Origin of the sequence: Okibacterium sp. HSC-33S16 (genome assembly GCF_024171565.1) — a bacterium.
In the GTDB taxonomy this organism is placed as follows: domain Bacteria; phylum Actinomycetota; class Actinomycetes; order Actinomycetales; family Microbacteriaceae; genus Mycetocola_A.
In genome coordinates, this window is record NZ_JALJZZ010000002.1 from 163,904 (window position 1) to 190,810 (window position 26,907).

A 26,907-nucleotide genomic window follows, 5' to 3' on the forward strand; every position below is an offset into this window, starting at 1 on the left:
ATACTCTGGCGAGCATGCACTTCACGTTTACGGCGCCGCTCTGGGAGTGGGAAGCACGCGCGGCCTGGTACTTCGTCTCGGTGCCCGAGGAGGAGAGCGCCGACATTCGGGAGGTCCCGCGGCCACCGTCGGGCTTCGGTGCCGTGAAGGTGCGGGCCACCGTGGGCGGGTCTACCTGGGAGACGTCGATCTTTCCTGGGGCCGCGCCCGACGTTTACGTTTTGCCGATGAAAAAGTCTGTGCGTATCGCCGAGGGCATCGAAGAAGGGGACCCGGTGACCGTGCACATCGAGTTACTTCACCAGTAGCGACGCGCTACGCGTTTGAGTCCTGGCGTTTCGGCGACGCTCGCACATGCATCCGCTCGCCTTGCTTACCGAACAGGCTCAGGAACTCGACGTCTTCGTCACCCGCTCGGCCGAACCAGTGGGGGGTTTGGGTACTGAATTCGGCTGCCTCGCCTGGGGGCAGGATCAGGTCGTGCTCGCCGAGGACCAGGCGAAGTTTGCCCGCGAGGACATAGATCCACTCGTAGCCCTCGTGGGTGGTCGGCGTGGGGTCCTTGCGTGGGCTCGACGCCGGGATGACGTTCTTGAACGCGCGCAAACCGCCGGCCTCGGAACTCAGCGGCAGGATGGTCATGCCAAACCGTTTGATCGGACGCAGGTGGATGCGTGGGTCGCCGGTGGGCGGGGCACCGACTAATTCGTCGAGGGCGACGCCGTGTTCCCGGGCGAGCGGGAGCAGTAGCTCGAGGTTCGGGCGGCGTTGCCCGGACTCCAGTCGTGACAGCGTGCTGACCGAGATGCCGGTTCGATCGGAGAGTTCGGCCAGGGTGACGTTGCGGCTGAGGCGCAAGGCGCGGAGGCGGGGGCCGACGGCGGTGAGGATCTCTTCGGTGGTTTCACGCATGAACCCAGTTTGCCATTGCGGCAAGAATTCTTGTCAGCTTTCTTTGCCGGGCGGAGCATGAGGTTATGACACATTTCCCTTCTGTTCGATATGACGCTCTCATCGTTGGGGGAGGCGCGGCCGGATTGAGCGCTGCGCTCGCCCTCGGGCGGGCTCGCCGCTCCGTCGTGGTTCTCGATGGCGGCGAACCGCGCAACGCGCCGGCATCCGGTGTGCATAACTTCCTGACTCGCGACGGCACTCCGCCCGCCGAACTCATGCGGCTTGGTCGGGCTGAGGTCGAGGGTTATGGAGGTGTCGTTGTGAACGGCGAGGCTGTATCGGCCGCGCGAACGGAGGACGGCTTCACGGTCACAACCGCCGCGGGCGAGACGCTGTCGGCGCGTCGGATCCTCTTCGCGACCGGATTGGTCGACGAGCTGCCCGACGTGCCAGGTGTGCGCGAGCATTGGGGAACATCCGTGCTGCACTGCCCGTACTGCCACGGCTGGGAGGTGCAGGACCGAGCGATTGCCATACTCGCCACCGGCCCCAAGGCTGTGCATCAGGCGTTGCTGTTCCGGCAATGGAGTGATCGCATCACGCTGTTCTCTCACACGGCGCCACATCCCACCGACGAGGAGCGTGAGCAGTTAGCAGCACGCGGCATCGATGTGGTTGAGGGCAGGGTGGTATCGGTCGAGAGCGCGGACGGGACGCTGAGCGGGGTTCGCCTCGACGACGGCACTGAGCATCCGCTCGATGCGCTCGTTGTTGCGCCAACGTTCACCGCGCGCACGGATCTTGTCGCCCAGCTGGGTGTCGAGGTGTTGCCGCATCCCATGGGTGTCGGCAGTTACATCGAGACCGACGCCATGGGCGCGACGTCGGTGCCTGGCGTGTATGCGGCCGGCAACGTGACCGATCTGATGGCCCAGGTCATCACCTCAGCTGCCGACGGCCTTCGGGCAGGAGCCGCACTGAACGGTGACCTCATCATGGAAGACACCCGGGACGCGGTGACGGTGTACCGCGCCGCGCAAGCCCAGCCGGTCCGCTGACCGAACGGCTGGGCCCGCGGGATCGTCCACCCTGGACCAAGGCCGATCTCGGCTAAGTCAGATGCCGGCGAAAGAACCGTGCGGCGTCGTCCCCGGCGTAGGCGGGGACGCCCCTGTGTCCTCCCATGTTGGCCTGCAGAGTCTTCTCGACGGAGCCGAATGCGTCGAAGAGATCCAAGGCCGCTTGCCTGTCGTTCCCCTCGTCATCCCACTGGAGCAGGACGTGAAGCGGAATCGCGAGGCGGTGGGCCTCTTCGACGATGACGCGGGGGATGAAACTCCCGGCGAAAAGCCCGGCGGCCTTAATTCGCGGCTCAACGAGCGCGAGCCGGACGCCGATGGAGATGATTCCTCCCGAGTACCCGACCGGGCCGCTGACATCGGGCAGTGAAAGGAGGGCGTCCATCGTGTGCCGCCATTCGGGGACAGCTCGTTCGACCAGTGGAAGAACGAGCCGGTCGATGATGTCGTCATCGACGGGCCTCTGGGCTGTGAGCGCCCGGCGGAGGTCGGTTCGAGCTTCCTCCACGCCAGGCAGAGGCGCTCGCTCGCCGCTTCCCGGAAGCTCGATGGTCGCGGTTGCGATGCCGTCCGCCGCAGCGCGCCGAGCACGAGCGACCAATCGCGGCCGCATTGCCTGTAAGCCGCCGGGGTGGCCGAGGAGAATCAGTGGAACAGGTATCGGAGTGAACTCCGGTGTCCAGAGGATGCCCGGAATCTCGCCAATGGTGAATTCGCGTTCGATGACCCCGTCATCCAGACGAGGTTCAGAGGTAAAGTGCATGGTCGTGCCTTTCGGAAGTGCCCGTGAGGGGCGCTCCCGGGCGACCTATCGCCCGACCGTGGCTCCAGTAAGGAGCGCCCACGTGAATGTGTTCATGGGTATCACCTCCTCTGTCCGTTGCCCGGTTGTTGGAGACTACCGCGGTTGCGCAGCTACGAGAAGACCCAGTGGGCGAGCTCGACGATCCAGTTTGGCGAGACGCCCTCGCTAAGCTGGCCAGAGATCGCGCAGGAACATCGGGGGACGTCATGATCTGGGTAGCACTAGTGGCGCTGGGGATCGTCGGATTGTCGACAGGTGCCCTGTCCCGACGAGCGTCGATCGATCGGAAGATTCGGGAGCTCGAAGGCAGCGATCCAGAGATCGCGCAGGCGCTTCGAGACGCGCAACGCGATATCGACCAGGGCCGCTTTTACGGCGGCCTCTAGGAGGTCGAACCCTGCTGCGCGGCGGCCCACTCCGCGACTCGGGCAGCGCTCTCGGCCTCGGAGAGGTCCTCGACGCGGGACATCACCGACCAGCGCACACCGAACGGGTCGCGGATCGAGGCGAATCTGTCGCCGGACACGAAGTCGCTCGGTGCCTCGCGGATCTCTGCTCCGGCCTGCACGGCACGCGCGACGGTCGCGTCGACGTCGGCGCAGTAGAGGCCCATCGAATAGCAGTCCTCGTTACCGGCCGGCGGTGGCACGAGTCCGTAGTCTGGGCTCGGCTCGCCGAGCTGCAGGTGGCCGTTGCCGAAGTCGAGGTCCGCATGCACGACGACCCCGCCCATCTCGGTGGCATCTATCACGCGTGCATCAAACACGGACTGGTAGAACTCAATCGCATCGGCTGCGTCGGGCACCGCAAGAAATGGGGTCAGGCTCGTCGACCCGTGGGGGACGCCGTTCGTGGTGTGAGCGCCGGTGACACCCGTTCGCGCGGTGTGGTTGTCGGTCGTGGTTTCAGTCATGATGAGACCGTACGGCGGTGACGGCTACGGCGGCTTGTAAATTCGCGACGACCTGGACGGGAGGGCGCATGGCCGAACTCTCGGACGGGCGCGGAATTCTGTATCCCACCCGTCTGCCTACCTTCACCCGATCGCCCGCGCCCGATGACCTGAGCGCCTTGATTCGATGGTTCTGGATTCCGCAGTGGCGGCTGGCGCCCGGCCGAAGTTCGCGACAGGAGGTTCTGCCGTTCCCCGCATCCAATCTCGTCGTGGAGTCGGCCGGAGTGGCGTTGTCGGGGCCGACTACCGGCGCCTCGCATCGCGACCTTCAGGGAAGTGGGTGGGCCGTCGGTGCGCTTCTCCGACCGGCCGCCGTCGCAGTGCTGTGCGCGGACCCGTCGAGCGTTGCGAACGAGGAGGTACCCTTCGTCGCGCCGGATCTTCACCAAGCCGTGTCGGCGGGGATGACGTCAGACGAAACAGCTGACTTGGGTGGCGCGATCGAAGCCTTTGCCGACTGGTCTCGTGCGCACCTCAACCCGGCCGACGAGCACGGGCTTCTGGCTAACGCGATGGAGGACCTCATCGCGACTGACCCGAGCATCGTGCGGGTGGAACAGGTCGCGCATGAACTCAGCCTGTCGACCCGTGGAGTGCAGCGGCTCGCGCAGCGCTACGTTGGCGTTCCGCCGCTCGCGATGATTCGGCGCTACCGGCTTCAGGAAGCGGCAAAGCGACTGCGGGAAGACCCGTCACTCACGATCGCGCAGGTGGCCGCCGATTTGGGCTATGCCGATCACGCTCATCTCACGAGCGACTTTCGGCGGGTCCTCGGCTTCACCCCCACGAGCTACCGCCGGCACTCGACCGAGGAGCGGTAGAGCCGCGTTTGTGTTCTGTGGTGAGACCAGGAATGGCTCTCACCACCGCTGGGGGCCGGTTGTGAGAGCCATTCTGGCAATCGGATCGTGAGGAGGAGTCCGAGTTATGCGATCGATACCGGGGCCGAAGCCAGCCAATACCGATCGGGCCTTTTCGAGGGATTAGTCCCAGATGTTGTCGCCGCGAAGGGTGGCATCCGCTCCACCATCGATATAAATGGTCTGACCGGTGACGTGCGTGTTCTCTTCGCTGGTCAGCCAAGCGAGCAGGCGCGCTATCACGACGGCGTCGGAGTGACCGTTGAGGGGCATCGGCACCGAGGAGTCGACAAGGGCGCGGCCCTCGTCGGTGGCGAGCAGATCGCGCGTCATCGCCGTGACGACCGTGCCGGGAGCGACGGCATTCACCGGGATGCCGGCGCCAGCATAGCGAGGCGCAATGCTCTCGCGGCGAACCCAACGCGACAGCGCGCGCTTGCTCGACGGGTAGTTGAGGTAGCCGGCCTCGGGTCCCTGCGCTTCGAGCGCGCCGCCGATCTCCAGTGCTTTCGCCTCATCGCCCGACAGAATCGCGTCGACCAGTTCCGGCGAGTTTTGCTGCAGCGAGGCCATCGAGCTGACCACGGCGATGCGCGGGGCGTCGCTCTGGGCGAGCGTCTCGGCCAGGCCGTCGAGCAGTGCGGTCACGCCGAAGAAGTTGACGGCGACCGTGAGTGCCTTCGGGGCCGAGATTCCGGCAGCAGCGATGATGCCGTCGATCTTCGAATCGGATGCCTCAAGTACGCCTGCGATGGCGGCGTCGCGTCCCAGCGTGGTGGAGAGGTCAGCTTCGATGTCGGCGTTGCGGAGATCGACACCGATGACGCGGTGTCCGCGCTCGCGGAGAAGGTTGGCGGTGGCTTCGCCGATGCCTGAGGCGGATCCGGTGACGACATAGGTGCGGGTCATGGCTGTTCTTTCTGTGATGGGGAGGAGGGGAGTGAAGTGAGCTTCGCTGCGAATGCGCGGGTCGAACCGTCGAGGCGCTGGGTGAGTTGCGTCAGCAGGTGTCGTTCCTTGTCGGTCCAGCCGTCGAGGAGTTCGTCGAGCATGCCGTCGCCTGCGCGCACGAATGCCGCCGCGGCCTCGTCACCCGCCGAGGTCAGGTGTATGAGCGTGGCTCGTGCATCGGCGTCGTCCTTCCGGCGCTCGATGAGGCCAGCCGCCTCCAGTCGACCGAGCACCTTGCTCACGTTCGACGCGCCAGTGCCGAGCTGGTCGGCGAGAACTGACGGGCGCAGCGGACCCTGCCGGTCGAGGAAATGGATCGCCGTGATGGAGGTGGAGTCAAGGTCGATGCCCTCACGCGCGATGACGTTGACGAGAAATGTCGGGGCTGTCCACTGCGCGATGATGCCGGTCAGCGCGGCCAGGAAGTCCGATGAGTACGGATGCTTCAAATGTGAATCTGCCATGGCCTGCTCCGATTTAGTGTCCTGAGGACAGTATATCGAACGGGGCTGGTTCGCCTAAATAGCTCATAATTTCCCCCTACAGGCGGATGCGATGGGGTGCGTGCCCGACATAACGTGGCGTTATGGCTGCTGATAAGAAGGCAAAACCGGATACTCCGGACGGGAACGCTGACAACCAGTTCTTGGCGATCGGAATCGGGCTGGGGCTCAGCATTGGTGTTACCTTGAGCATTGCACTAGACAGCTGGGCATTCTTGGGAGCGGGACTGGCCATCGGTGTCGCGTTCGGGGTTTCGCTGGATGCCGCGAAGAAGGACACGAAGGACAAAACGGAAGCTGGGGCGGGCGAGGCGCCGTTTGTCGGGGATGCGCCCGACGAGGGTGGACCCGACGAGCCACAGGCACCGGGCGATCCGAGTGACCCGGAGCGCGACAAGTAACTCTCGCCAATTCGCTAGTCGATCTCTAGGCTCGAGTCATGTGGACGTTCCTGATCGACATTGGGCTCGGCATTCTCGCTTGGGTCATCGACCCGCGACGGAAGCAGCCTCGCCGCGAGTCGAACTGAGTTCGCTGAAGCGGCTCTATGCGAGCAACTCGCGAACCCGCGGAATGACCTGCGTGCCGTAGAGCTCGATGCTCTTCATGAGCTGGTCGTGCGGCATGGGGCCGTTGGCGTACTTCAGGTCAAACCGGTCGAGTCCCAGCGTGCGTGCGGTCTTGGCGATCCGTTGCGCGACGGTCTCGGGAGAACCGGCATATAGGGAGCCGTGCTCCACTTCGTGGACAAACTCAGTCTCCGTGACGGGCGGCCATCCGCGCTCGGCACCGATGCGATCACGGTTGAGTTTGAAGTGCGGCCAGAGCTGCTCGCGTGCGAGCTCATCAGTCTCGGCGATGTGCCCGGGGGAGTGCGCGCCGAGGGGCATGCGCGGAAGTCCCAGCTGATCGGACGCTCGCCCGTACAGTTCGACATAGGGGAGGAACCGGCCGGGGTCGCCACCGATGATGGCGAGCATCATGGGGATCCCGGTGCGCACCGAGCGAACAACGGACTCGGGCGAACCACCGACACCGATCCATGACTTCAGGCGACCCGACTCCGTCTTCGGGTGTACATCGGCGTCCACGAGCGGGGCACGGTAACTGCCCGACCAGCTAAATGTCTCCTCTTTGAGCAGTTGCACAAACAGATCGAGCTTCTCGTTGAAGAGCGCCTCGTAGTCCGCCAGATCAAAGCCGAACAGAGGGAAAGATTCAGTAAACGAGCCGCGACCGAGGATGACTTCCGCGCGTCCGTTACTGGCAGCATCCAGTGTCGAAAAGCGCTCGAAAACGCGAATCGGGTCGTCGCTGGACAGCACAGTGACCGCGGTGCCCAGGCGAATTCGCTCGGTCTGGCCAGCGATTGCGGCGAGCACCATATCGGGAGCGGAGATCGAGAAGTCGTCACGGTGGTGCTCACCGATGCCGATGAAGTCGACGCCGACGGAGTCCGCGAGTACGGCCTGAGCGATCACATTACGGATGACCTTCGCGTCACTCTCAGGTGTACCCGTGCTGTCGACGGTGACGTCGCCGAAGGTGTCGAGGCCGAGTTCGAGCTGTTGTGCCATGGGGATCCGTCCGGTTTTTCGAAAGTCAATGCGTACGCATCAATCAGAGCCAACTGTGCCTGAGTGAATGCTATTCCCGTCGCGGGTCGGCGCGGCAAGAAGGCAGCCCAGGCTGGGCTAGGCCAGCTTTATGGTGTTGATTCGCGCCGTCGGCGAGACGACGGTCAACGACGAGTAGGAAATCAGAATTGGGATTGAGTGGGCCGGAAATGAAGCCCTGACAATCTACGAGACGGACGAGTTTGGAAACGACTATGCGCGCTCATCCGTGCCTTTGCATCGTTTTTCTCCCATCAAATCAATTGTGCGCGCAGGCGACTCGGACGCCGACTTTCACCGGGCTGTCCACGACGTGGCTATTTTCCTCCGCTGAAGCGCTTGTCCTTCGCGTTGAGGTTAGTTGCGACGTAAATGTCTGTGAACCCTGTTCCCACGTTCAAGCTTTTCGTGCCGAGTCTGGTTAACCGCTTGACCAAATGTTCTGAGCGCCGCTAACTTAGTGCGTAACCGATTAACCAGTATTGATGAGGTACCGATGAACCAACGAGGGTTCTACAAGCCGGACAACGCGTGGGTCGGGGATATCATCCCCTGGTGCGAGGACGGCGTGTTCCATTTGTTCTACCTTCACGAGTCACGCCGTGAGCCGAAAATCGGCATGCCATGGCATCGCGTCGTGACGACTAACCTCGTCGATTTCGACGACACCGGCGAAGCGCTCCCGTCCGGTGGGCACTCGGCCCCTGACTTCAATGTCTACACCGGCAGTGTCGTCCTCGACGGCGACGGGACGCACCATGTCTTCTATACCGGCCAGAACCCGGCGAACTGCGGGCCCGATGGGCAGCCAGTGCAGGTAGTGATGCACGCGACGAGCCGCGACGGGATGACTTCCTGGCAGCGCCATAGCGCTGACACCTTCGGCTCGACAGGCGGCTACGAGTCTGCGGACTGGCGGGATCCTTTCGTCTTTTGGGACGCCGAGGCCGGACTGTGGCGGATGCTCATCACGGCACGTCGCACACAGGGCCCCGCGCGGCGCCGTGGGGTTATCGCGCAGTGCACCTCCCATGACCTCAAAAATTGGGAACCAGTATCACCGTTTTGGGATCCGCAGCGGCATATCGCACATGAGTGCCCCGAAGTGTTCCAGTGGGGCGACTGGTGGTATCTCGTCTTCTCGGAGTTCAGTGATGCCTTCACGACGCGGTATCGGATGTCACGCAGTCTGCACGGACCGTGGTTCGTGCCCGAGCACGACACGCTTGACGGGCGCGCGTACTACGCCGCCAAGTCGGCAGAGCGTGACGGCCGCCGCTACTTCTTCGGATGGATCGCTTCACGCGAAGGCTCTCACGACGACGGCGACTGGCAGTGGGCCGGCACCATGTCGGTTCTCGAGGCTGAGCAGCGGGCAGATGGTACTCTCGCTTTTCATCCGACCACGGAACTCCGGGGAACCTTCACGGAACCTGTCGATGCAATCAATGGAAGCACCACTCTTCGCGCACCTGATGGTTATGCCGATGTCCTGACGACGGAGGATGCTCCATCGTCGTTCCGGCTCGTCGCTCGCTTCGATATAGCCGAGCACACGAGCGAGTGCGGTGTCCTTTTGCGTGCCAGCATCGACGGCGATGAGGGCTACGCCCTTCGACTTGAACCCAAGCGCGGCCGTTTGGTGTTCGACCGCTGGCCGCGTTCTGCAACTGGGACGGAGCAGTGGCAGATCTCGGGTGATGTACCGTTCGCCGTCGAGCTGGAGCGCCCCTGCCCCCTGGACCCAGGCAAGCATGAGCTGGAGGTGATCGTCGACGGTGACATTTGCGTCGCCACCGTCGACGACGCCACCGTGCTAAGCACGCGGCTCTACGACAGACCGACCGGCCGCGTTGGTGCCTTCGTCGGGGAGGGAACCGTCACGGTCGAGCAGTTCTCAGTCTTCACCCGTGCCAATCAGAATTCTCGTTCCGAGGCGACTGCGGACGCGCTATTCGCCGGGGCGAATTCGTCCTGACTTTCGCTAGCACTCAGACCGCACCACACCTCTGTATCCGCACCACACCTCACTGTCGATCAATCAATGGAGATCCTGACTATGTCAAACAACACGCGCAAGGCGGCGTTCATTGCCGCAGTCGCCGCCTTTGCACTCGCGCTTTCAAGCTGCGCGGGCACAGCCCCAGGCGCCGACCCCACCAACGTCAACCCAGAAGGAGAAATCGTTCCACGCGAGATTTCCTGGCTTCTCTCTCGCCCAGCGGATGGGGGTGTCATCACCGCGATGGAACAGATCGCCGAGGCGTATGCCGAGAAACACCCGGGTTTCTCGTTGAATTTGATCACCACACCGGACCGTCCGTCATACATCCAGAAGTACGAGACCCTAGCCGCCGCGAACAAACTCCCTGAGCTCTTCGACACTGATGCAACCCCGTTCGCGCAGAAGCTCGCAGAGCAGGGACGCATGGTCGATGTCGATGCGTTGCTGAAAGACCTCGACCTAGCCGATGGATATCGAGACGCCGCTCTGAACTATCAGCGCTTCGATGACGGTTCGCTGTACATGGTGCCGTTTGAGTTCCAGCTCGAGACCTTCTGGTACAACTCGACTGTGTTTGAAGACGCCGGTGTCGAGATCCCCGCGACGCTCGACGACTTTCCGCAGATGTGCGAGGCGCTCCGCGCCGAAGGGGTCACGCCGATCGCGCTCGACGGACAAGACCAGTGGCCACTGGAGCGGTACATGGCCTATTACCCCTTCCGCATGGCGGGGCCGGAGTATATCCAGGACTTGAAGAACGGTGACGCCGCCTTCTCCGATCCCGCTGGCCGGGCCGCGGCCGAGTGGCTGTACGAACTGGGCCAGGCTGGATGCTTCCAGGAGGGCTTCTCGTCCACCGGATACGCGGATGCGCAGGCCTTGTTCACGTCCGGCCGTGCCGCTGTCTACAACATCGGTACGTGGGAGCTGAGCAACCTCGCAACGGAATCACTCGACCCGGCGATGCGGGACTCGATCGACTACTTCACCCTGCCAACCATCGACGGTGCCGTCACCGAGGACAACGAGTACGTCACCCCGTCGGGCATCGGTATGGCTGTCAACTCGAAGACGTACGACCCGCTCGTGCGGGACTTCCTCGCTTTCGCGCTCTCAAAGTACCCGGAGGTCTACGCTGCGACCGGCGCCCTATCTCCGACGACGACCGCGGAAACCACCGTTCCCGCTGACGCGACCGAACTGTACACGCGCGCCGTTGAGCAAGCAGACGAGGTAGGCGAGGCGATCGCGATGCCGTGGGACACTCAACTCGATCCAGCGACCAACACTCGACTGCAGCAGGAACTGACGCTTCTCGTTCAGGGTGACATCACACCCGATGAGTTCATCGAGACCATGGATGCGAGCTTGAAGGAGAACATCGATGACTGAATTAGCTCCTGCCGGGGTGGGTGCGAGGCCTTCGCGGCCGCCCCGGCGACGGCCGATGTCGACGTCGATGCTCCCTCGTCGATCTGCGCTGTCGGTGGCAATATTTCTCGTTCCCCCGCTCATTCTCTACGGTGTGGCGGTCCTACTTCCGATCGTGCAGTCGCTGTTTCTTAGCCTGTTCAAGTGGGACGGCATCACCGACATGGCATTCGTCGGCCTTGACAACTACGTGAAGATGCTGACCCGAGACGACGTTTTCTGGCCGGTATTCGGTAACGCACTCGGATACCTGGCGATCTGCCTGATCCTGCAGCTCGGCGGAGCTTTGGTCGTCGCGGGCCTGCTCACAGCGCTCCCCCGAGCGCGTGAGCTGGTGAAGACGCTGTACCTCTTACCGGCCGTCATCTCGACTGTCGCGATCGCCATCCTGTTCCAACGCCTGTACGCACTCGAACCCGCGGGGCTGTTCAACCAGATCCTCGAGTGGATCGGCCTGGGCGGCTTGCAGACGGCGTGGCTCTCGAACGTGCAAACCGTGTTGGCTGCGGTGTCGATCCCCGAGGGCTGGCGGTTCACCGGACTTTACATGCTCATCATCTATGCAGCTCTCATCGCCGTGCCCCGCGATCTCGAGGAGGCTGCTCGGCTGGACGGCGCATCGTGGTGGCAGGTGTTCTGGCGCATTCGTTTCCCGTACATCCGGCCCGTGTGGATCACGACGACCATCATGGCGACCACGTTCGCCTTGCGAGGGTTCGACATCCCTTACCTGCTCACCAATGGTGGCCCCGGTCAGTCATCGGAGTTGCTGACCACCTACATGTATAAGACGGCGTTCGTCCACACCGACTATGGCTACGCCAGCGCGATCTCCATGTTCATCGTCGTCGAGTGCCTCGTCGCTGTCGGCCTCATCTTGCTCTTGCTTCGTCGAAGGGACGACTCGTGACTGCTCCCGCACTAACCCGACCTGCCAAGCATCTGCCACCAGTGCAGCCGAGCCAGCGAAGAAGCGTCCGCTCTCCGAAGCTTCGAGCCCAGCGCACACTGCTGACTGTGACGATCGTGATCATCGTGATCGTGCAGGTCTACCCCCTCGCTTGGTTGTTCCTTACAAGCTTTCGCACCGCAGCCGACTTCGCCGGCGGCAATCCATTCGCGCTTCCCTCCGAGTTCACACTCGACAACTACGACCGAGCATTCGCGACCGGCAACCTCGGGTTAAACATCATCAACAGCCTCATCGTCACCCTCGGAGCGAGCGCCCTCATCGTCGGGGCAGGCATGATGGCTGCTTTCGCCCTACAAGTGCTCGGATTCCGCTTCAGCGGACTCATTCGCGGACTCTTCTTGTTAGGGATCATCGTGCCCGTGCAGATCGCGCTAGTACCGCTATTCATTGACTACTCGCAAGTCGGACTGCTGGACACGCACCTCTCAATGATTATCCCGTTAGCGGCCTTCGCACTGCCGATGGCCGTGTACCTCTTCTCCTCGTTCTACGAATACATCCCACGAGAGATGTATGAGGCCGCGTCTCTCGATGGAGCCGGTCCGTACCGCATCTTCGCTCAGATCACATTCCCGCTGTCGGTGAACACGATCATCACGGTTGTGTTGGTCAACAGTATTTTCATTTGGAACGATTTCATCTTCGCGAACACTTTCGTGCTTTCCGACGGTTTGAAGACCATCCCGCTTGGCCTGCAGAACTATATCGGTGCAATGGGCAACACTGACTGGACGGCGACGTTTGCCGCCGTGTGCGTCACGGTAACACCGCTGCTGTTGGTGTTCCTCGTGCTGAACAAGGCAATGATTAGCGGTCTCGAGAGCGGAGCAACCAAGGGATGAGCACTGCAGAGCACGGTAAGAGCACCTCGGGCATCACCATGCGCGACGTCGCTAAGGCCGCGGGCGTTTCGGTAGCGACGGTGTCACATGTTGTGAACAACAAGCCTGGCGCTCGTATCGGCGATGATGCTCGACGCAGAGTGCAGGAGACAGTCACCGAGCTCGGCTATCGTCCGAACGCACTTGCGAAGACCCTCTCAGAAGGTACCTCCCGCTTCATCGGCCTCGTCGCGGACGCGATCGCCACGACTCCCTTCGCCGGCCAGATCATCCACGGTGCGCAGGATGAGGCCTGGAAGCATGGGTACGTACTGCTCGTCGCTAACACCGACGGCAACACGGCCGCAGAAGACGAAGCGATCGCCATGATGCTTGAACATCAGGTACGCGGCATTCTCTATTCGACCTGGTACCACCGAGAGATCGTCGTTCCGGAAGCGCTGCATCAGACCGACTCGGTGCTTGTGGACTGCTTTGCTGACGGAAGCGGGCTCCCCGCTGTCGTGCCCGATGAAGAGCAAGGAGGGCGCACGGCCACGGAAGAACTCTTGGCCGCCGGTCACCGCAGGATCGCGTTCATTAACACGACGACGCCCTCACCAGCCCAGAGCGGACGCCTTGCCGGCTACCGCTCAGCCCTTGAGCTGGCAGGAATCACCTTCGACGAATCGCTCGTATTCGCCGCCGCGCCCGAGCAAGAAGGGGGATACGCTGCCGCGCCGCGGATCATCGACTCGACAGCCACAGCTGTGTTCTGCCACAACGACCGCGTCGCCATGGGCCTTTATGACGGGCTCCGAGAGCAAGGGCTCCGAATCCCAGACGACATCGCCGTCATCGGGTTCGACAACCAGGACGTCATTGCGGCGCATCTTCGTCCGCCGCTTTCAACCGTGGCTCTCCCTCACTACGAACTCGGTGCCGCGGGCGTGCGGTTACTCCTTGGCCTTGACCCGGCGACGGCGACAGATCCGCTGAAGGTCGCCTGCCCGCTCATCCAGCGGCAATCGATCTGAGAACGCCCATGCCCACATCAAAAGGTCAAGTATCTCGACCCGCATTCCACTTCACGCCGCAACGCAACTGGATGAACGACCCCAACGGGCTCGTCTACCATCGAGGTGTCTGGCACCTCTACTTCCAGTACAACCCCGAGAACGCAGATTGGGGCAACATGAGCTGGGGCCACGCCACCAGCCCCGATCTCCAGCACTGGACCGAGCATCCCGTTGCCCTGCGCTACAGGGAAGGAGAACAGATCTTCTCCGGTTCAATCGTCGCATCGACAGTCAACGGCACCGAGCAACTGACGGCCTACTATACGAGCGCCTATGGCGATCACCGGCAAGCGCAATCGACGGCAACCAGCCACGACGGCGGATTCACCTGGCAGCTTAATCCCAACAACCCCGTCCTCGACCGGGGCACGAGCGCCTTCCGCGACCCAAAAGTCATCCGCTACACCAACCGGAACGGCGACTTCCAGTGGATTCTCCTAGCCGTCGAAGCCGATGACCGACAGGTACTGTTCTATGCGTCGAGCGATCTCCGCTCATGGGAATACCTCAGTACTTTCGGCCCGATTGGCGACGAAGGCCTCGTGTGGGAATGCCCGGACTTGTTTCCGCTGGCCGTCGATGGCGACCCTGAATGCATCCGTTGGGTTTTGGTGCTCAGCACGAACCCAGTCGGTCATGACGCAGACGCGGACGGCTCGTCAATGAGTTATTTCGTCGGCCAGTTCGACGGGGTTTCGTTCATCGCGGAGACCCAGGAGCTGACGCGCGTGGATCACGGACGTGACTTTTACGCAGGAGTCACCTTTGACAGCGCGCCCGGAGGGGAGGTCATCCTGCTCGGGTGGATGAGCAACTGGCGCTACGCCACCGCGTTCCCCACGGCACCATGGCGGGGCGCGATGTCGATCCCACGCCGGCTTTCGCTCCGCGTCCTCGATGGCACGCCGCGCCTCATGCAGGAACCTCCCGCCTTTGTCAGCGAGCACCTCGCGAAGGCGGTACCGGCCACCGTGTTCGGCGCTGATCCGCCGTTCAGCCTTAGCCTGAGCGGCCACTCGCTCATCGACTTACGATGGGACCCCGCCACCTCCGGAGTCCTCCGGCTGCGCCTGCAAGGCGACACCGATTCGAAAGTCGAGATCATTCATTCATCCACCTCCCAGACGCTCCACATCACACGATCCGGGCCCGTGTTGGAGGCTTTGCACCCGGATTTCGCGTCGAGGAGCACGGTCGAGCTTGCTACCGGTGGCGCGGCACGGCTCCTGTTGATTCTTGATGGGCCGCTGCTGGAGGTGTTCGTTGGCAACGGAGAGTCCACGGTCTCAAATCTCGTTGTTCCCGGTAGAAGCGCGGTGACCGCGACTCTCGAGACCGAACGGCACACCCCCGTCACCGTGACCTCCGTCGACCTGGCACAGTCAGAGAGAATCACCACGCCGGCCGCTCTCGACCATTCTGACTAGCTCGCTTAACCCGCCGAGCTCCACTACCGCTACCACCCCGCTGTAGGTGCATCTCGCATCGAGTCCGCCGCAACACCGCTCTTCCCAAATGATCACGACAGGACATGTTTATGACCGCCGAAACAACTCGAGCCCCTGTGGGTGGGGCGCCAGACGTGCTCGTCGTCGGGGAAGCGCTCATCGACGTTGTGCACCGCGCCGATGGGACGTTCAGCGAGGCGCCCGGCGGTAGCCCGGCCAACGTAGCGCTGGCGCTTGGCCGCTTGGAGCGCAATCCACGTTTACTGACATCACTCGGGGATGACGACGGCGGGCGCGCCGTGCGCGCCTGGCTGGAAGCCTCGGGCGTTATCGTGCAGGGACGGCCCACCGCACGTACCTCGACCGCGGTGGCGCACCTTGACGCGCACGGAGCCGCTACCTACGAATTCGCGATCTCGTCGGAGATCGACGCCGACGGTGTCGATCTTGCGGATGTGCTCCACATCGGATCGATCGCCGCGATTCTCGAACCGGGAGCCGCATCGGTCGCCCGACTGCTCGATCGCCACCATGACCGAGCGCTCGTCTGCTACGACCCGAACATCCGGCCGACCCTCATCCGCGATGAGGGTGCCGTGCGGCAGCGGGTGCTCTCACTCATCGAGCGGTCCGATGTCATTAAGGCGAGCGATGAGGATGCCGCATGGCTGTATCCGGGAGAGGATGTTGCGGCGGTCGCGCGACGGTGGTTACGATCTGGCCCGGCGCTCGTGGTTATCACCAAGGGGTCGGCAGGAGCGCTTGCCGTCACACGCGGTTTTGAAGTCAGGGTTGGCAGTACACGCACCGAGGTGATCGACACGGTCGGCGCGGGTGACACTTTCATGGGCGCGCTCATCGACGGTTTGGTTGCTGAAGGTGCTTTCGGGAGCAAAGCAAGGCAAACACTGATGTCACTCAATAAGGCGCACCTCACAGGTCTGTTGAATAGGAGTGGCCGTGCTGCCGCTGTCACCGTCTCTCGCGTCGGCGCCAACCCGCCCACACGGACCGAATTGGGTGCTGCGATTGAGCCATGAACGATGCGTGTTCGGAACGCGGTGGGCTCATGTGGAAGGAACTCGCGATCCCCAAACTCGAGCACCGCACCAGTCAGAGCGTCGCTACGCGCATGTCCTGCGAATTGCTTTGCGAGAATTCTTTGATTCAAGGGAACTACAAGGTGATGCCTCATATGGATCCCTCGTCACCAGCACAGTTACCCTCAGCCCGCTAACCGGGAAGCGAGGCGTCCTCAGAATGAGGCAGCCGAGGCACCCAGCACCGCACAGCGGCTCGATAGCGCTGGAACTCAGCACCGAAGCGTTCTTCGAGGTCGGTCTCCTCAAACGGCCGAACGACATAGTTCCAGACGAGCGAACCGGCGACCGCCCACGCGACGACAAGCCATGACTCGAGAATGAGTCCGACCGCCACACCCTGGCTGATGCCCGCGAGGGCCATGGGATTGCGAACCCAACGGTAGGGACCCGCGATCACCAAGTGATTGGCCATGGCTGAGGGCAACGGCGTGCCCCGCCCGAGCGCCGACATCACAATTGCTGACCAGACGCCCAACGCGCTGGCGCACCCGAGGAGTGTCAGCCCAACCGCCTGAGTGCCGGCCGGGAAGGAGATCGCGAGGTCCCAGCGCTGCTCGAGAAGGGCAATCACGCTCGGTATCACCACCAGGAAAAGGCCCCAGAAGACGAAAATTTGGCCGAACGTCGCGGCGACGTGACTTATCGTCGTGCGGCGAACCCGTGCGGGACGAAAGGCGAACGGACCGCGAATGATCCATCCCACGGGAACCCGACCAGTGCTCAGAAGGCTGAGGGCGACGACGGATCCCGCGGCGGCGGCGAACATCAACAGAACTCCCCACCCTGCCTGACCCGTCACAGTGGCATAGATGGCGAGTGCTCCCGCGACCACGCAGGTCCACACGGTGCTCACGAGGGCGGCCGCTCGCGCCCCCACGGCTGCTACAGCGGAAGCGACAACAAACAATGGGATGTCCAAGATGGCGATCGTGACTGCGTTCAAATCACCGAGTGTCGAGTCCCGCACCCACGGCACTGTGAACACGGCGATCCACCAGACGCCGCCAGCGATCGCCTGCACGCCGAAGTAAGCGCGCCCAAGCCACGCCGGTACGGTCACAGTCGCAAACCCAATTGGGCCATGGGCTCATCGTTCATGGCTCCACCGTCCCACACCGTGCGCGTCGTTCGTGTACGACCTTCGCGACACGATTCGGTTTCTTGCGCGACAGCATCCGTTCACCTGCCGTTACTCCGTGCTCCCTAGGTTCGATGAGTCCCCCTCAAACGAAGGTTCTTTCTGTGTCTACGCCTCTGCCCCGGCGCATTCGCGGAGTCCTCGCTACAGCCACCGTGTGTGCGCTGAGCCTGGGCTTCGTTGCTGCCACTCCCGCTTCCGCAGCGCCCGCTCTCGGTGTTCCGCCGTTGGTCATCACCGAGATCGTCGCGGACAACCCGGGCGACGATAACTTCGAGTACTTCGAAGTGCACAACACGACGACGGATGCTCTTCCGCTCGCGAACGCAGGCATCACCTTCGCCTATTCTTACGTGGACTCGAGCGATCGCGCACGCGATGTGCCGCTCGCCGTTGACGGTGATGTCAGCATTGCGGCGGGCGAAACCGTTCTGTTCTGGCTCAGCTATACGTCAGGGAAAATCGACTCGACGAAGTTCACGATCGACGGTTTCCGCGACGCCGTGGGAGCGGATGCCGCGACAAACGTGGTGCGCGTGACCGGACAGGCTGGCATGGCCAACGGTGGCGATCGGGGCATCCGAATTCTCGACACCAACGGCATTGTGTCGTGGTCGCACTATCCGGTCGGGTCGATGGGGCAGGGCCAGGCGACGCACTTCCGTCTGCCGGCCGATAGCGCTGACCTGGGAATGGACGTCTTGGCCCCGAACGCCGCGTTGAGCCCGGGCGTCGTTGACCCGGCCGCGTTCGTGCGACCGACACCCGAGCCCGACCCGGTGCCTGCGCCCGGTCCGGCCGCGAACTGGCCACTCATCGTGACCGAGATCGCTCCCGACCACGTCGGGTTCGACAACTTTGAGTTCTTCGAGGTGCATAACACCACGAATCTGCCAATTGACCTGGCGGCCGAAGGCTACAGTTTTGCCTACGGACCGGTGGCCTCTGACGATCTGACCGGCGACAAGGCACTCACCGCTGAGACCAACCTGGTGATCGGCGCCGGCGAGACCGTGCTCTACTGGCTCAGCTACACCGACGGCAACGTCGACTCGTTTGCGAAGACCGAGGCTGACTTCCGCACCCAGTGGGCCGTGCCCGCCGGAACTCAGGTTGCGCGCATCACCGGCCAGAACGGCATGGCCAACACCAGCGCCCGCGGTATCCGCGTTGTTCAGACCACACCGGCCGGCGTGGAGAACGTGAGCTGGTCGCACTACCCGGTCGAGTCGGTCTCCACCACGACCACCGCACAGTTCCGGATTCCCGGCGACATCGCCGAAAACGGGCTGTCCCTCCTCGAAACGGCCGCGGCGACCCCCGGTGTCGTGAAAGATGAGGCGCTCACCGCGCCTGAGCCCGAGCCGACACCCGGCTGGAGCCCGAAGCCCGACCCGTCGCTCACCACCGCTCGCCTGCAGGTCACTGAGCTGCTGCCCGACTCGACCAACGTCGGCGCCGCAGACGGCTTTGAGTTCATCGAGCTGTACAACGCCACGAGCGAGCCGATCGACTTCAGTGACTACACGATCAACTACCTCTATCCCATCGACGCCACGTCGAACAGCAACGAGGTGCTCTGGCCAGCGCAACCCGATGACGTTGTGATCAAGCCGGGCACCACCCTCGTGTTCTGGATCAAAAACAGCTCGAATGCCCAGCTGGGTGCTGACGCATTCAACGCTCAGTTCGGCGCCGACCTCGAGCTCGGCACGGACCTCGTGGAGATCACCTCCGCTGGCATGGCGAACTCCGGCGCTCGCGGCATCGAAGTGAGAACCAACACCGGCTTCAGTGTGAGCCGCGCCTACTTCAACATGGGCGCAACCGACGACACTGTCGCAGACCAGGGCATCCGGTACGCGGTCACACCCGAAGATCTTGGTCTTCAGCGGATGCTTGGACTCGCCGCAGCAACACCCGGCACGATTCAAGAAGACCAGGTTCCGGCCGGACTCATGATTGACCCGGTCGACACGACCGCACCGGTGATCACCGACCGCACAGCCACGACCATCGACCCAGCCGCGAACTTCACGATCGAGTTGGACGTGAACGACAACGTGCAGGTGCGCACGGTGAAACTGGAGCTGTCGAACAACGTGGATGACGGCATCCGTTCGATCAATCTTGTGAGCGGTGCTGATGGGATGTACCGCTCCGTGGTGAACGCCGCCGACCTGATTGGCAAGAAGTGGTACGAGTACACGGTCACCGCGCGTGACGGCTCGAACATCACGACCACAGAGACGCGCCGTGTGGCGGTCGACGGTGTGAACACCGACCCGATTCGGCTGAATGTCACCGACGGCCAGTATGTGGGCGGCGACCCCACGGTGATCGCGGCGGGCGACGACTACCCGAGCGATCTCGAGCTGAGCATCGACGGCACCCCGATCGAGGGCAGCCCGAGCCTGGAGAGCGCACCGACCTTCGTGTTCGAAGCGGGCAGCGTCAACACCTTCTTCCAGAACGGTGTGCGCATCGGCGACGACGTGCTGACCATCTTCGACGACGGCATCCCGTCGGGCTTCGAGACGGTCGTCACTCCGGTGCCGCTCGACTACGTGGTTGAGGGCGACGAACTCGTTGTGAGCATCTGGGCCGGAACCAAGGCCGCTCCGGAGATTGACCTCAACGAAAACAACGATGACTTCCAGGTGAAGGGAATGCGACTGGTCCTTCCGGACGGTCGCACGCTCACACCGGCGCGATACGACAGCCCTGCGACGGTGCTCGAAATGGGTGACAGTGCGGGCAAGCTTGACTTCTACGACGCGCGCTTCACACTGCCGACTGACGCCTTCACGGGCGAGTCGATCGTGTGGAACACCGCGGACGCCACCGACGGCGAGCACGTTGTGTCGGCGACGAATGGCGCGGCCACACTCAGCCGCACAGTGATCGTCGACAACACGGCCCCAGCGGTCACCTCGTCGATCGTTGACGGAACGGCCTACCAGGGCGAGATCCGTATCGAGGCCGAGATTAGCGACGCGGGCGCCGGGGTCGGTTCGTACACGGCCACCCTCGACGGGATGCCGATCACCCTGCCGTACACGACCTCGTCGTTGACGCTCAACGCGGGCACCCACGCCGTCGTCATCGAGTCGACCGACAAGGTGGGCAACCTCACCCGGTTCGAGGCCAGCTTCACCACCTTTGTAGAGCAGCCCACCGGCGGTGTGATCAGCCCGGCCGAGGGCGACCAGGTCGAGGCGGGCGACGTGAGCCTGTCGGCCAAGGTCGACGACCCGACAGGTGACGTGCTCGACGTGTCGTTCCGTGAGGGCTACCGGCTCGACCTGAAAGACGGCGACGTGTCGGCTCAGTCCGGTACCACACAGGATGCCGCCGCCACCGACCGCGAGAAGCCGGTCGCCCTGAAGGCCAGTGACGTGGCCGCACTCGAGACCGTCGACGGCATCGCCACCGAGGTCAGCTCCGACACCGAGTTTCCCTACCAACTCTTCGACGTCGCTGTCCCCGCCGATGCTGGGGCCGACGCCTCGGTCCGGGTCAACTGGTCGGGCACGGCAAACGCCAACGCTCAGGTCATCCTTTACGCGCTCACCGCGGACGGCGGGTCGTGGACCGAGGTCACCCGCCACTTGACGGCAACCGACGATGAGGCGTTCACGCTCACCGGCACCGTTGATGTCGCGAGCCATGCGGTCGACGGAAGCGTCAGCATCCTTGTGCAGCACTCTGAAGGGTTCGCTGGGGCAGACCAGACCGACCGCGACGACGCCGTGGCACCGCACAACGCGGCCGACGTGCCGCGGTCAGACTACGACTTCACTCTCGCGTGGGAGTCGGACACGCAGTACTACAACGCGGAGTACTACGACCACCAGGTCGCGATTCACGACTACCTGCTCGACCGTCGTGAAGAGCTCAACCTGCAGTACGTGTTCCACACCGGTGACATCGTCGACGACAGCCTGCAGCCCTACCAGTGGGCGAATGCCGACCCGCAGTACCAGCGGTTCGACGACGCGGGTCTTCCGTACGGGGTGCTCGCCGGCAACCACGACGTCGGGCACAAGGAGGTCGACTACACCCAGTACGGCCAGTACTTCGGTGAAGACCGCTACGTCGACAACCCCTGGTACGGCGGCAGTTACCAGAACAACCGCGGCCACTATGACCTGATGACCGCTGGTGGCATCGACTTTCTGATGCTCTACATGGGCTGGGGCCCGGCCGACGCTGAAATCGACTGGATGAACGAGGTGCTCGCCGCCTACCCCGAGCGCATCGCGATCGTCAACCAGCACGAGTTCATGCTGACCACCGGCGGGCTCGGCGCCATGCCGCAGCGCATCATGGACGAGGTCGTCGCCACCAACCCGAACGTCAAGATGGTGTTCTCCGGTCACTACCACGACGCGTTCACGCGGGTCGATGAGTTCGACGACAACGGTGACGGCACCCCTGACCGCAAGGTGCACTCGATGCTGTTCGACTACCAGGGGCTCCCGGAGGGCGGCCAGGGCTTCCTGCGTCTGCTGCACTTCGACAACGAGTCCGGCCAGATGATGGTGCGCACCTATTCACCGTCGCTCGATCAGTACAACTCCGATGAGGCCAGCCTGCTCGGCCCGGTGGAGGACCCGTACATGTACCAGGACTTCGAGGTCTCCTACGCGGACCTCGGTATCACCCCGGCGACCAAAACCTTGGCGACGGATGCCTTCAGCGCCGAAATCTTGACGGCTCACGACATCGCGTCGTTCGCTGATGTGCCCAGTGGGTCTGTGCTGACGGCGACCTGGCCGCTCGAGGAGTTCGGTGAGCACGGGTGGTACGTACGCACCGCGGACCCGTTCGGTGCCGTCGACTACTCGGCCGTGAGCCTCTTCAGGGTGATCGCCGCGGCGGAGGAGCCGGAACCCACGACACCGCCCGGCTCAGGTGGTGGCGGTACGCCGATTCCGGATCCGGCCGGTGATGGGGGAGCGACACCGATCGGGTCGGGCGCAACACCCGGCAAGGGCTCTGGCACGGCGAACACGGCCGACGGGTTGGCTCACTCCGGCTCGCCGATCGACGGAGGTGGTGCGGCCGCACTCAGTGGGCTCGCGCTCCTGCTCGCCGGGCTTGGGTTGCACCTGTTGCGGCGAGGGAAACGCCAGCGGGTCTAGCGAGCCGTGCTGGTGTAGCTGGTCGCCAACCTCACAGGGTTCCTCGACGATGCCTCGCGCTCGTCGAGGAACCCTGTCTGCGGCCGAGCGGTCCCATACCGTTGCTCGGGCGCTAATGGTCACGGAGGTGATTGCTCGGTCGATTTTGGTCGGAGAATCGCGAAGCTTTTGACCCTTTTAGTCCGGGCAGCTGAGTGTCTGACCGTTACTGTCCGAGCAGGCGGTGCCGAGGAAACGCGCTGGCCGAGTCGTCGAGAGTACAGTGGCTGCCCCAGTAGAGGCCCGTTGTCAAGTGTTCGTGCCAAGTCCTTTCGGGGCTTGACCCTACCCCTGTCCCTCGCCGACAGTAGCGGCATGAGCACGAGTATCGACGCCGCTCCCGCCGTAGTGGCTCTCACAAACCGCGGACCCGACGACAGGTTCGCCCACCTGTTGAATTGTGCACTCGATGACGACCGGCTGGACGCCGAATACGTCCTCCCGCTCAAGTGGAAAAATTACCGGGCCGGCGACGTATTTGAGCTCACCGACTACCTCCTCACCATCGCGGAGTACCTCGACGTCACGGTCGTCGACGGGTCACCCGGGTCTGTCTTCGCGGCACACCACGCGTTGTGGGGAGACCTTGTGCGCCATGTTCAACCCGACGGCCCCAGCACTTCCAATGGAAAGGTCGCCGGCGTGCTCACCGGTCTCCGTCTGGCCCGGCACCGTAAGGTGATCCTCGCCGATGACGACGTGCGCTACGACCACCGCGGGCTCATTCGAATGGTTGCGGAACTGCACAGTGCCGACCTTGTTCGCCCGCAGAACTATTTCACCGCCCTGCCGTGGCACGCCCGCTGGGACACCGCACGCAGCCTGCTCAATCGCGCGGTCGCCTCAGATTATCCGGGCACGCTCGGTGTCAATCGCGATCTCGTTCTTGCGTTGGGCGGATATGACGGCGACGTGCTCTTCGAGAACCTTGAGCTGATCCGTACCGTCCGCGTCGGCGGAGGCCGTGTGCGCTGCGCCGATGACCTCTACGTCGGGCGAATCCCGCCACCCTCGGCTCACTTCGTCCGGCAGCGCATCCGGCAGGCATACGACGACTTCGCGCAGCCCGGCCGGCTCGTGGTGGAGTTGGCCCTCCTGCCTTTGCTTGTCTGGAGTATTCACCGACCACAGCACCTGGCCGCGATCGCCGCCACGTTGCTCACCCTGGCCGAGTCGGGCAGGCAACGATCCGGCGGCTCACGGGTTTTCCCCGCAACGAGCGCGCTGTGGGCACCGGCCTGGCTCCTGGAACGTGCGATCTGCGTGTGGCTTGCCGTTGGCGAGCGGATGCTTGGGGGAGCGAAATACGGCAAATCTCGCCTGAAAAAGGCGGCTAATTCGACGGCCGCGCTGCGGCAGAGGCTGGGGCGGGGCGACTCTGAGGCGCCCACATCTTTTGGGCGCGGGACGCGATTGACCGGGGTCGCGCGGTCACGCAAGCCCGGTTCGCCCTGACGTCACCGAGCGTAGTCTGACCTCAGCTTTGTGAGGGGAGCCCTTTGTGACCGTCATCATCGCGTTCGTCGCGAACGTCCTCGTCGCGGTGGCCAAATCCGTGGCCGCATTCCTGACCGGGTCGGCGTCCATGGTGGCGGAAGCCGCCCACTCCTGGGCGGACGCCGGAAACGAAATCTTCCTGCTGATTGCGGATCGCAGGTCGTCCAAGGAAAAAGACGACAGACATCCGCTCGGGTATGGACGCGAAGCGTGGGTGTGGTCACTCTTTGCGGCGGTGGGTATCTTCACGGCCGGTGCTGTTGTGTCGGTGATGCATGGCGTTTCGGAGCTGACCAATCCGGAGCCGGTGGAGTCTCCCGCGATTGCATACATCGTCCTTGCGGTGTCGTTTGTGCTCGAGGGGATATCGTTCACCCAGGCGTTGCGGCAGTCGCGGGCGAGTGCGCGCAAGCGTGAACTGTCGACCGTTCGGTTTGTGCTGACGAGTTCGAATGCGACGCTGCGGGCCGTGTTTCTCGAGGATTTCGCGGCGCTCACCGGTCTGGTGATCGCGGCCGTGAGCATCTTCACGCATCAGGTGACCGGGGATGCGATTTATGACGCGATCGGTTCGATTCTGATCGGCGTGCTGCTTGGCATCGTGGCGTTGATCCTCATCAACCAGAGCCGTCGGTTTCTGGTCGGCGCGAACTCGACGCCAGCCCTGCGGAACGCGGTCGGGCACGCCCTCCTGAACTCGCCGGATATTGAGCGGGTGACGTATCTGCACCTCGAGTTCATCGGTCCAGAGCGGCTTTACCTGGTCGCGGCGGTCGATCTCGCGGGTGATGCGGCGGAGTCGACGGTTGCCGAGCGCCTGCGACGGATCGAGCGGTCGATCGAGGAGCACGACGGTATCGAAACGGCGATTCTGTCGCTCTCAGTGAATGACGAGGCATCGCTGGAGTTCGCGCCCGCCGAGTAGTGGGTCGGCAAAACCGACTCACCCCTTGACTCGTCACTATCGGATAGTGCTACTATCCGATAGTGCGAATATCCGAACTAGCCAATCATGCTGGCGTTGCTCTGTCCGCTGTGAAGTACTACCAGCGAGAGGGGCTCTTGCCGGCCGGAGAACGGACGGCTCCCAACCAAGTTGCGTATAGCGGGGAGCACGTACAGCGCGTTCGGCTGATTCGCGCGCTATTGGAGACCGGTGGGCTGTCGATTGCGGCCGCGAAAGACGTCATCTCCGCGCTGGATGCCAGCGATGCGCCTCTCTCGGAGACCTTCGAGGTCGCACAGCACGCCATGAGCACGCCCCGTACCAAAGAGTCTGAGCCGAGCGAGTCCGCGCGGGCTCGCGTCGCGGCGATCGTCGTATCCCGTGGTTGGGCATTTAGTGCGGACAACCCCGGCATTGACGCGGCCGCTCGAGCGCTGGATGGACTGAGTGCGATCGGTTTCGACGCGCCCGATGCCTATCTTGAGGCCTATGCGAGCGCGGCAGCCAGTGCCGCGGCGGCCGATCTCCGTGCACTTTCTGAGCGAACGAGCCGAGACGCCATCGCCGAGCTCATGGTCGTCGGCACCGTGTTGGGCGACCCGCTCTTTGCCGGACTGCGCCGCGTGGCGCACGAAGACGCCACCCATGAGATGTTCGCCACCCAGAGCCCGAAATGAGCCCGTCCATGCCAACTGCAACACATGTCGTTCTCGGCGCCAACGGCATCATCGGCCGTGAAACTGTCACGAGCCTCCTCAAAAAGGGCCACCCCGTGAAATCCGTTGGTCGTCGACCGTCCTCTATCGACGGCGCGGTTTCCGTCATTGCCGATCTGCTTGATCAGACCGACGTCTCCCGAGCTCTCGACGGCACGAAGGTCGCCTATCTGGTCGCCGGACTGCCGTACTCCTCGCGGGTCTGGGCAGAGCAGTGGCCCGTCATTCTGCGTAATACCATTCATGCCGCGCTTCAGCACGGCACACACTTGGTCTACTTCGACAATGTGTACGCCTACGGGCGCGTCACCGGCTCGATGACCGAGAGCACCCCGATTCTGCCGTCAAGTAGAAAGGGGCGTGCGCGTGCAGCCGCGCTCCACCTCCTGACCGAAGGGGTGACGCGGGGGCTCACCGTGACGATCGGACGCAGTGCCGACTTTTACGGTCCCGGAGCGTCGACAAGTGTCTTCAATACCTTCGCCCTCGACAAAATTGCGGCGGGTAAAACCGCCACCTGGCTCTACGACGCCGATCAGCCGCATTCGCTCTCCTACACGCCAGACATCGGCAACGCTCTCACCATTCTCGGTACCGATGATCGCGCACGAGGACAGACCTGGCACCTCCCCACCGCTCCCGCGCTCACCGGTCGCGAATACCTCATGCTCGCCGCGGACGATGAGGCCAGGATGTCGGTGATGAGCTCGACCACCATGCGGATCGGAGCGCTCTTCAACGGCTCCGCACGCGAGACGCTCGAGATGGATTATCAGTACACGTCGCCGTACCTATTCGACTCGCAGCTATTTGAAGGAACTTTCGGTATCCACCCCACGCCGACAGCGGACGGCATCGCGGCGGTGTTGTCCAACACTCCGTCACCATTTCGATGACTGCC

The 26,907-nt window shown here is 63.3% G+C and carries 24 protein-coding genes; 17 read left to right on the forward strand and 7 right to left on the reverse strand.

Translation table 11 applies throughout. The annotated features are described in order from the left end of the window. The first annotated feature begins 14 nt into the window (after positions 1-14). Positions 15-308 carry a DUF1905 domain-containing protein gene (locus L1277_RS05910; protein ID WP_253375439.1) on the forward strand — a complete coding sequence of 98 codons (294 nt, stop codon included), beginning with the start codon at positions 15-17 and terminating at the stop codon, positions 306-308. Positions 309-315: 7 nt separating this feature from the next. On the opposite strand, the gene L1277_RS05915 is transcribed toward L1277_RS05910, so the two are convergent. Then, on the reverse strand, positions 316-912 hold the full coding sequence (locus tag L1277_RS05915; protein ID WP_253375440.1) for a helix-turn-helix domain-containing protein: 597 nt from the start codon (positions 910-912) through the stop codon (positions 316-318). A gap of 65 nt (positions 913-977) precedes the next feature. Between L1277_RS05915 and L1277_RS05920 the strand changes: the two genes are divergently transcribed. Next, the gene (locus tag L1277_RS05920; RefSeq protein WP_253375441.1) at positions 978-1,952 is read left to right on the forward strand and encodes an NAD(P)/FAD-dependent oxidoreductase; all 975 of its coding nucleotides are present in this window, start codon (positions 978-980) and stop codon (positions 1,950-1,952) included. Between the two features lie 52 nt (positions 1,953-2,004). On the opposite strand, the gene L1277_RS05925 is transcribed toward L1277_RS05920, so the two are convergent. After that, positions 2,005-2,736 (reverse strand): alpha/beta hydrolase, encoded by a 732-nt coding sequence (locus tag L1277_RS05925; protein ID WP_253375442.1) that lies wholly within the window; start codon positions 2,734-2,736, stop codon positions 2,005-2,007. Between the two features lie 248 nt (positions 2,737-2,984). On the opposite strand from L1277_RS05925, the gene L1277_RS05930 reads away from it, so the two are divergent. After that, positions 2,985-3,164, forward strand: coding sequence for a hypothetical protein (locus tag L1277_RS05930; protein ID WP_253375443.1), 180 nt, complete (start codon positions 2,985-2,987; stop codon positions 3,162-3,164). Here L1277_RS05930 and L1277_RS05935 read toward each other — a convergent pair. Beyond that, on the reverse strand, positions 3,161-3,691 hold the full coding sequence (locus tag L1277_RS05935; protein ID WP_253375444.1) for a glyoxalase/bleomycin resistance/extradiol dioxygenase family protein: 531 nt from the start codon (positions 3,689-3,691) through the stop codon (positions 3,161-3,163). The genes L1277_RS05930 and L1277_RS05935 overlap by 4 nt on opposite strands. 68 nt (positions 3,692-3,759) lie before the next feature. On the opposite strand from L1277_RS05935, the gene L1277_RS05940 reads away from it, so the two are divergent. Next, on the forward strand, positions 3,760-4,554 hold the full coding sequence (locus L1277_RS05940) for a helix-turn-helix domain-containing protein (protein WP_253375445.1): 795 nt from the start codon (positions 3,760-3,762) through the stop codon (positions 4,552-4,554). 162 nt (positions 4,555-4,716) lie between these two features. Here the strand turns inward: L1277_RS05940 and L1277_RS05945 are convergent, their stop codons facing one another. Beyond that, positions 4,717-5,502 carry an SDR family oxidoreductase gene (locus L1277_RS05945; protein ID WP_253375446.1) on the reverse strand — a complete coding sequence of 262 codons (786 nt, stop codon included), beginning with the start codon at positions 5,500-5,502 and terminating at the stop codon, positions 4,717-4,719. Beyond that, positions 5,499-6,008, reverse strand: a complete 510-nt coding sequence (locus tag L1277_RS05950) for a MarR family winged helix-turn-helix transcriptional regulator (RefSeq protein WP_253375447.1) — start codon at positions 6,006-6,008, stop codon at positions 5,499-5,501. Before L1277_RS05950 ends, L1277_RS05945 begins: the two co-directional genes overlap by 4 nt. A 122-nt stretch (positions 6,009-6,130) precedes the next feature. Here L1277_RS05950 and L1277_RS05955 point away from each other — a divergent pair, with 122 nt between their 5' ends. After that, positions 6,131-6,448: a hypothetical protein gene (locus L1277_RS05955; RefSeq protein WP_253375448.1), complete on the forward strand. Its 318-nt coding sequence runs from the start codon at positions 6,131-6,133 to the stop codon at positions 6,446-6,448. A gap of 144 nt (positions 6,449-6,592) precedes the next feature. Here L1277_RS05955 and L1277_RS05960 read toward each other — a convergent pair whose 3' ends face one another. Further along, complete coding sequence (locus L1277_RS05960; RefSeq protein ID WP_253375449.1) at positions 6,593-7,624, reverse strand: LLM class flavin-dependent oxidoreductase; 1,032 nt, start codon at positions 7,622-7,624, stop codon at positions 6,593-6,595. Between the two features lie 535 nt (positions 7,625-8,159). Between L1277_RS05960 and L1277_RS05965 the strand changes: the two genes are divergently transcribed. The 7 genes from L1277_RS05965 (at position 8,160) to L1277_RS05995 (ending at position 16,460) form a co-directional block, all read left to right on the forward strand. Then, positions 8,160-9,641: a glycoside hydrolase family 32 protein gene (locus L1277_RS05965; protein ID WP_253375450.1), complete on the forward strand. Its 1,482-nt coding sequence runs from the start codon at positions 8,160-8,162 to the stop codon at positions 9,639-9,641. A gap of 81 nt (positions 9,642-9,722) precedes the next feature. Next, positions 9,723-11,060: an ABC transporter substrate-binding protein gene (locus L1277_RS05970; RefSeq protein WP_253375451.1), complete on the forward strand. Its 1,338-nt coding sequence runs from the start codon at positions 9,723-9,725 to the stop codon at positions 11,058-11,060. 67 nt (positions 11,061-11,127) lie between these two features. Beyond that, complete coding sequence (locus tag L1277_RS05975) at positions 11,128-12,009, forward strand: carbohydrate ABC transporter permease (protein WP_253375911.1); 882 nt, start codon at positions 11,128-11,130, stop codon at positions 12,007-12,009. Further along, positions 12,006-12,914, forward strand: coding sequence for a carbohydrate ABC transporter permease (locus L1277_RS05980; protein ID WP_374110169.1), 909 nt, complete (start codon positions 12,006-12,008; stop codon positions 12,912-12,914). Before L1277_RS05975 ends, L1277_RS05980 begins: the two co-directional genes overlap by 4 nt. Continuing rightward, positions 12,911-13,930: a LacI family DNA-binding transcriptional regulator gene (locus tag L1277_RS05985; RefSeq protein ID WP_253375452.1), complete on the forward strand. Its 1,020-nt coding sequence runs from the start codon at positions 12,911-12,913 to the stop codon at positions 13,928-13,930. Before L1277_RS05980 ends, L1277_RS05985 begins: the two co-directional genes overlap by 4 nt. Positions 13,931-13,938: 8 nt before the next feature. Next, the gene (locus L1277_RS05990) at positions 13,939-15,399 is read left to right on the forward strand and encodes a glycoside hydrolase family 32 protein (RefSeq protein WP_253375453.1); all 1,461 of its coding nucleotides are present in this window, start codon (positions 13,939-13,941) and stop codon (positions 15,397-15,399) included. Positions 15,400-15,509: 110 nt separating this feature from the next. Continuing rightward, positions 15,510-16,460, forward strand: a complete 951-nt coding sequence (locus L1277_RS05995; RefSeq protein ID WP_253375454.1) for a carbohydrate kinase — start codon at positions 15,510-15,512, stop codon at positions 16,458-16,460. Between the two features lie 193 nt (positions 16,461-16,653). Here L1277_RS05995 and L1277_RS06000 read toward each other — a convergent pair whose 3' ends face one another. Continuing rightward, on the reverse strand, positions 16,654-17,583 hold the full coding sequence (locus tag L1277_RS06000; protein ID WP_253375455.1) for an isoprenylcysteine carboxylmethyltransferase family protein: 930 nt from the start codon (positions 17,581-17,583) through the stop codon (positions 16,654-16,656). A gap of 182 nt (positions 17,584-17,765) precedes the next feature. On the opposite strand from L1277_RS06000, the gene L1277_RS06005 reads away from it, so the two are divergent. The 5 genes from L1277_RS06005 to L1277_RS06025 all read left to right on the forward strand — a co-directional run bounded on the left by L1277_RS06005 (position 17,766) and on the right by L1277_RS06025 (position 26,902). Next, positions 17,766-22,808 (forward strand): lamin tail domain-containing protein, encoded by a 5,043-nt coding sequence (locus L1277_RS06005; protein WP_253375456.1) that lies wholly within the window; start codon positions 17,766-17,768, stop codon positions 22,806-22,808. Between the two features lie 354 nt (positions 22,809-23,162). Then, positions 23,163-24,302 carry a glycosyltransferase family 2 protein gene (locus L1277_RS06010; RefSeq protein ID WP_253375457.1) on the forward strand — a complete coding sequence of 380 codons (1,140 nt, stop codon included), beginning with the start codon at positions 23,163-23,165 and terminating at the stop codon, positions 24,300-24,302. Between the two features lie 46 nt (positions 24,303-24,348). Then, positions 24,349-25,269 carry a cation diffusion facilitator family transporter gene (locus tag L1277_RS06015; RefSeq protein ID WP_253375458.1) on the forward strand — a complete coding sequence of 307 codons (921 nt, stop codon included), beginning with the start codon at positions 24,349-24,351 and terminating at the stop codon, positions 25,267-25,269. Positions 25,270-25,331: 62 nt separating this feature from the next. After that, the gene (locus L1277_RS06020; protein ID WP_253375459.1) at positions 25,332-25,967 is read left to right on the forward strand and encodes a MerR family transcriptional regulator; all 636 of its coding nucleotides are present in this window, start codon (positions 25,332-25,334) and stop codon (positions 25,965-25,967) included. Between the two features lie 8 nt (positions 25,968-25,975). Continuing rightward, positions 25,976-26,902 (forward strand): NAD-dependent epimerase/dehydratase family protein, encoded by a 927-nt coding sequence (locus L1277_RS06025; RefSeq protein ID WP_253375460.1) that lies wholly within the window; start codon positions 25,976-25,978, stop codon positions 26,900-26,902. The last annotated feature ends 5 nt before the right edge of the window (positions 26,903-26,907 follow it).

Coding starts and splice junctions, on each gene's coding strand:
- L1277_RS06010 (WP_253375457.1), top strand. CDS start 23,163: ATGAGCACGAGTATCGACGCCGCTCCCGCCGTAGTGGCTCTCACAAAC.
- L1277_RS05970 (WP_253375451.1), top strand. CDS start 9,723: ATGTCAAACAACACGCGCAAGGCGGCGTTCATTGCCGCAGTCGCCGCC.
- L1277_RS05930 (WP_253375443.1), top strand. CDS start 2,985: ATGATCTGGGTAGCACTAGTGGCGCTGGGGATCGTCGGATTGTCGACA.
- L1277_RS05920 (WP_253375441.1), top strand. CDS start 978: ATGACACATTTCCCTTCTGTTCGATATGACGCTCTCATCGTTGGGGGA.
- L1277_RS05985 (WP_253375452.1), top strand. CDS start 12,911: ATGAGCACTGCAGAGCACGGTAAGAGCACCTCGGGCATCACCATGCGC.
- L1277_RS05925 (WP_253375442.1), bottom strand. CDS start 2,736: ATGCACTTTACCTCTGAACCTCGTCTGGATGACGGGGTCATCGAACGC.
- L1277_RS05960 (WP_253375449.1), bottom strand. CDS start 7,624: ATGGCACAACAGCTCGAACTCGGCCTCGACACCTTCGGCGACGTCACC.
- L1277_RS05990 (WP_253375453.1), top strand. CDS start 13,939: ATGCCCACATCAAAAGGTCAAGTATCTCGACCCGCATTCCACTTCACG.
- L1277_RS05975 (WP_253375911.1), top strand. CDS start 11,128: ATGCTCCCTCGTCGATCTGCGCTGTCGGTGGCAATATTTCTCGTTCCC.
- L1277_RS05950 (WP_253375447.1), bottom strand. CDS start 6,008: ATGGCAGATTCACATTTGAAGCATCCGTACTCATCGGACTTCCTGGCC.
- L1277_RS05910 (WP_253375439.1), top strand. CDS start 15: ATGCACTTCACGTTTACGGCGCCGCTCTGGGAGTGGGAAGCACGCGCG.
- L1277_RS05940 (WP_253375445.1), top strand. CDS start 3,760: ATGGCCGAACTCTCGGACGGGCGCGGAATTCTGTATCCCACCCGTCTG.
- L1277_RS05915 (WP_253375440.1), bottom strand. CDS start 912: ATGCGTGAAACCACCGAAGAGATCCTCACCGCCGTCGGCCCCCGCCTC.
- L1277_RS05945 (WP_253375446.1), bottom strand. CDS start 5,502: ATGACCCGCACCTATGTCGTCACCGGATCCGCCTCAGGCATCGGCGAA.
- L1277_RS05965 (WP_253375450.1), top strand. CDS start 8,160: ATGAACCAACGAGGGTTCTACAAGCCGGACAACGCGTGGGTCGGGGAT.
- L1277_RS05935 (WP_253375444.1), bottom strand. CDS start 3,691: ATGACTGAAACCACGACCGACAACCACACCGCGCGAACGGGTGTCACC.
- L1277_RS06025 (WP_253375460.1), top strand. CDS start 25,976: ATGCCAACTGCAACACATGTCGTTCTCGGCGCCAACGGCATCATCGGC.
- L1277_RS05995 (WP_253375454.1), top strand. CDS start 15,510: ATGACCGCCGAAACAACTCGAGCCCCTGTGGGTGGGGCGCCAGACGTG.
- L1277_RS05955 (WP_253375448.1), top strand. CDS start 6,131: ATGGCTGCTGATAAGAAGGCAAAACCGGATACTCCGGACGGGAACGCT.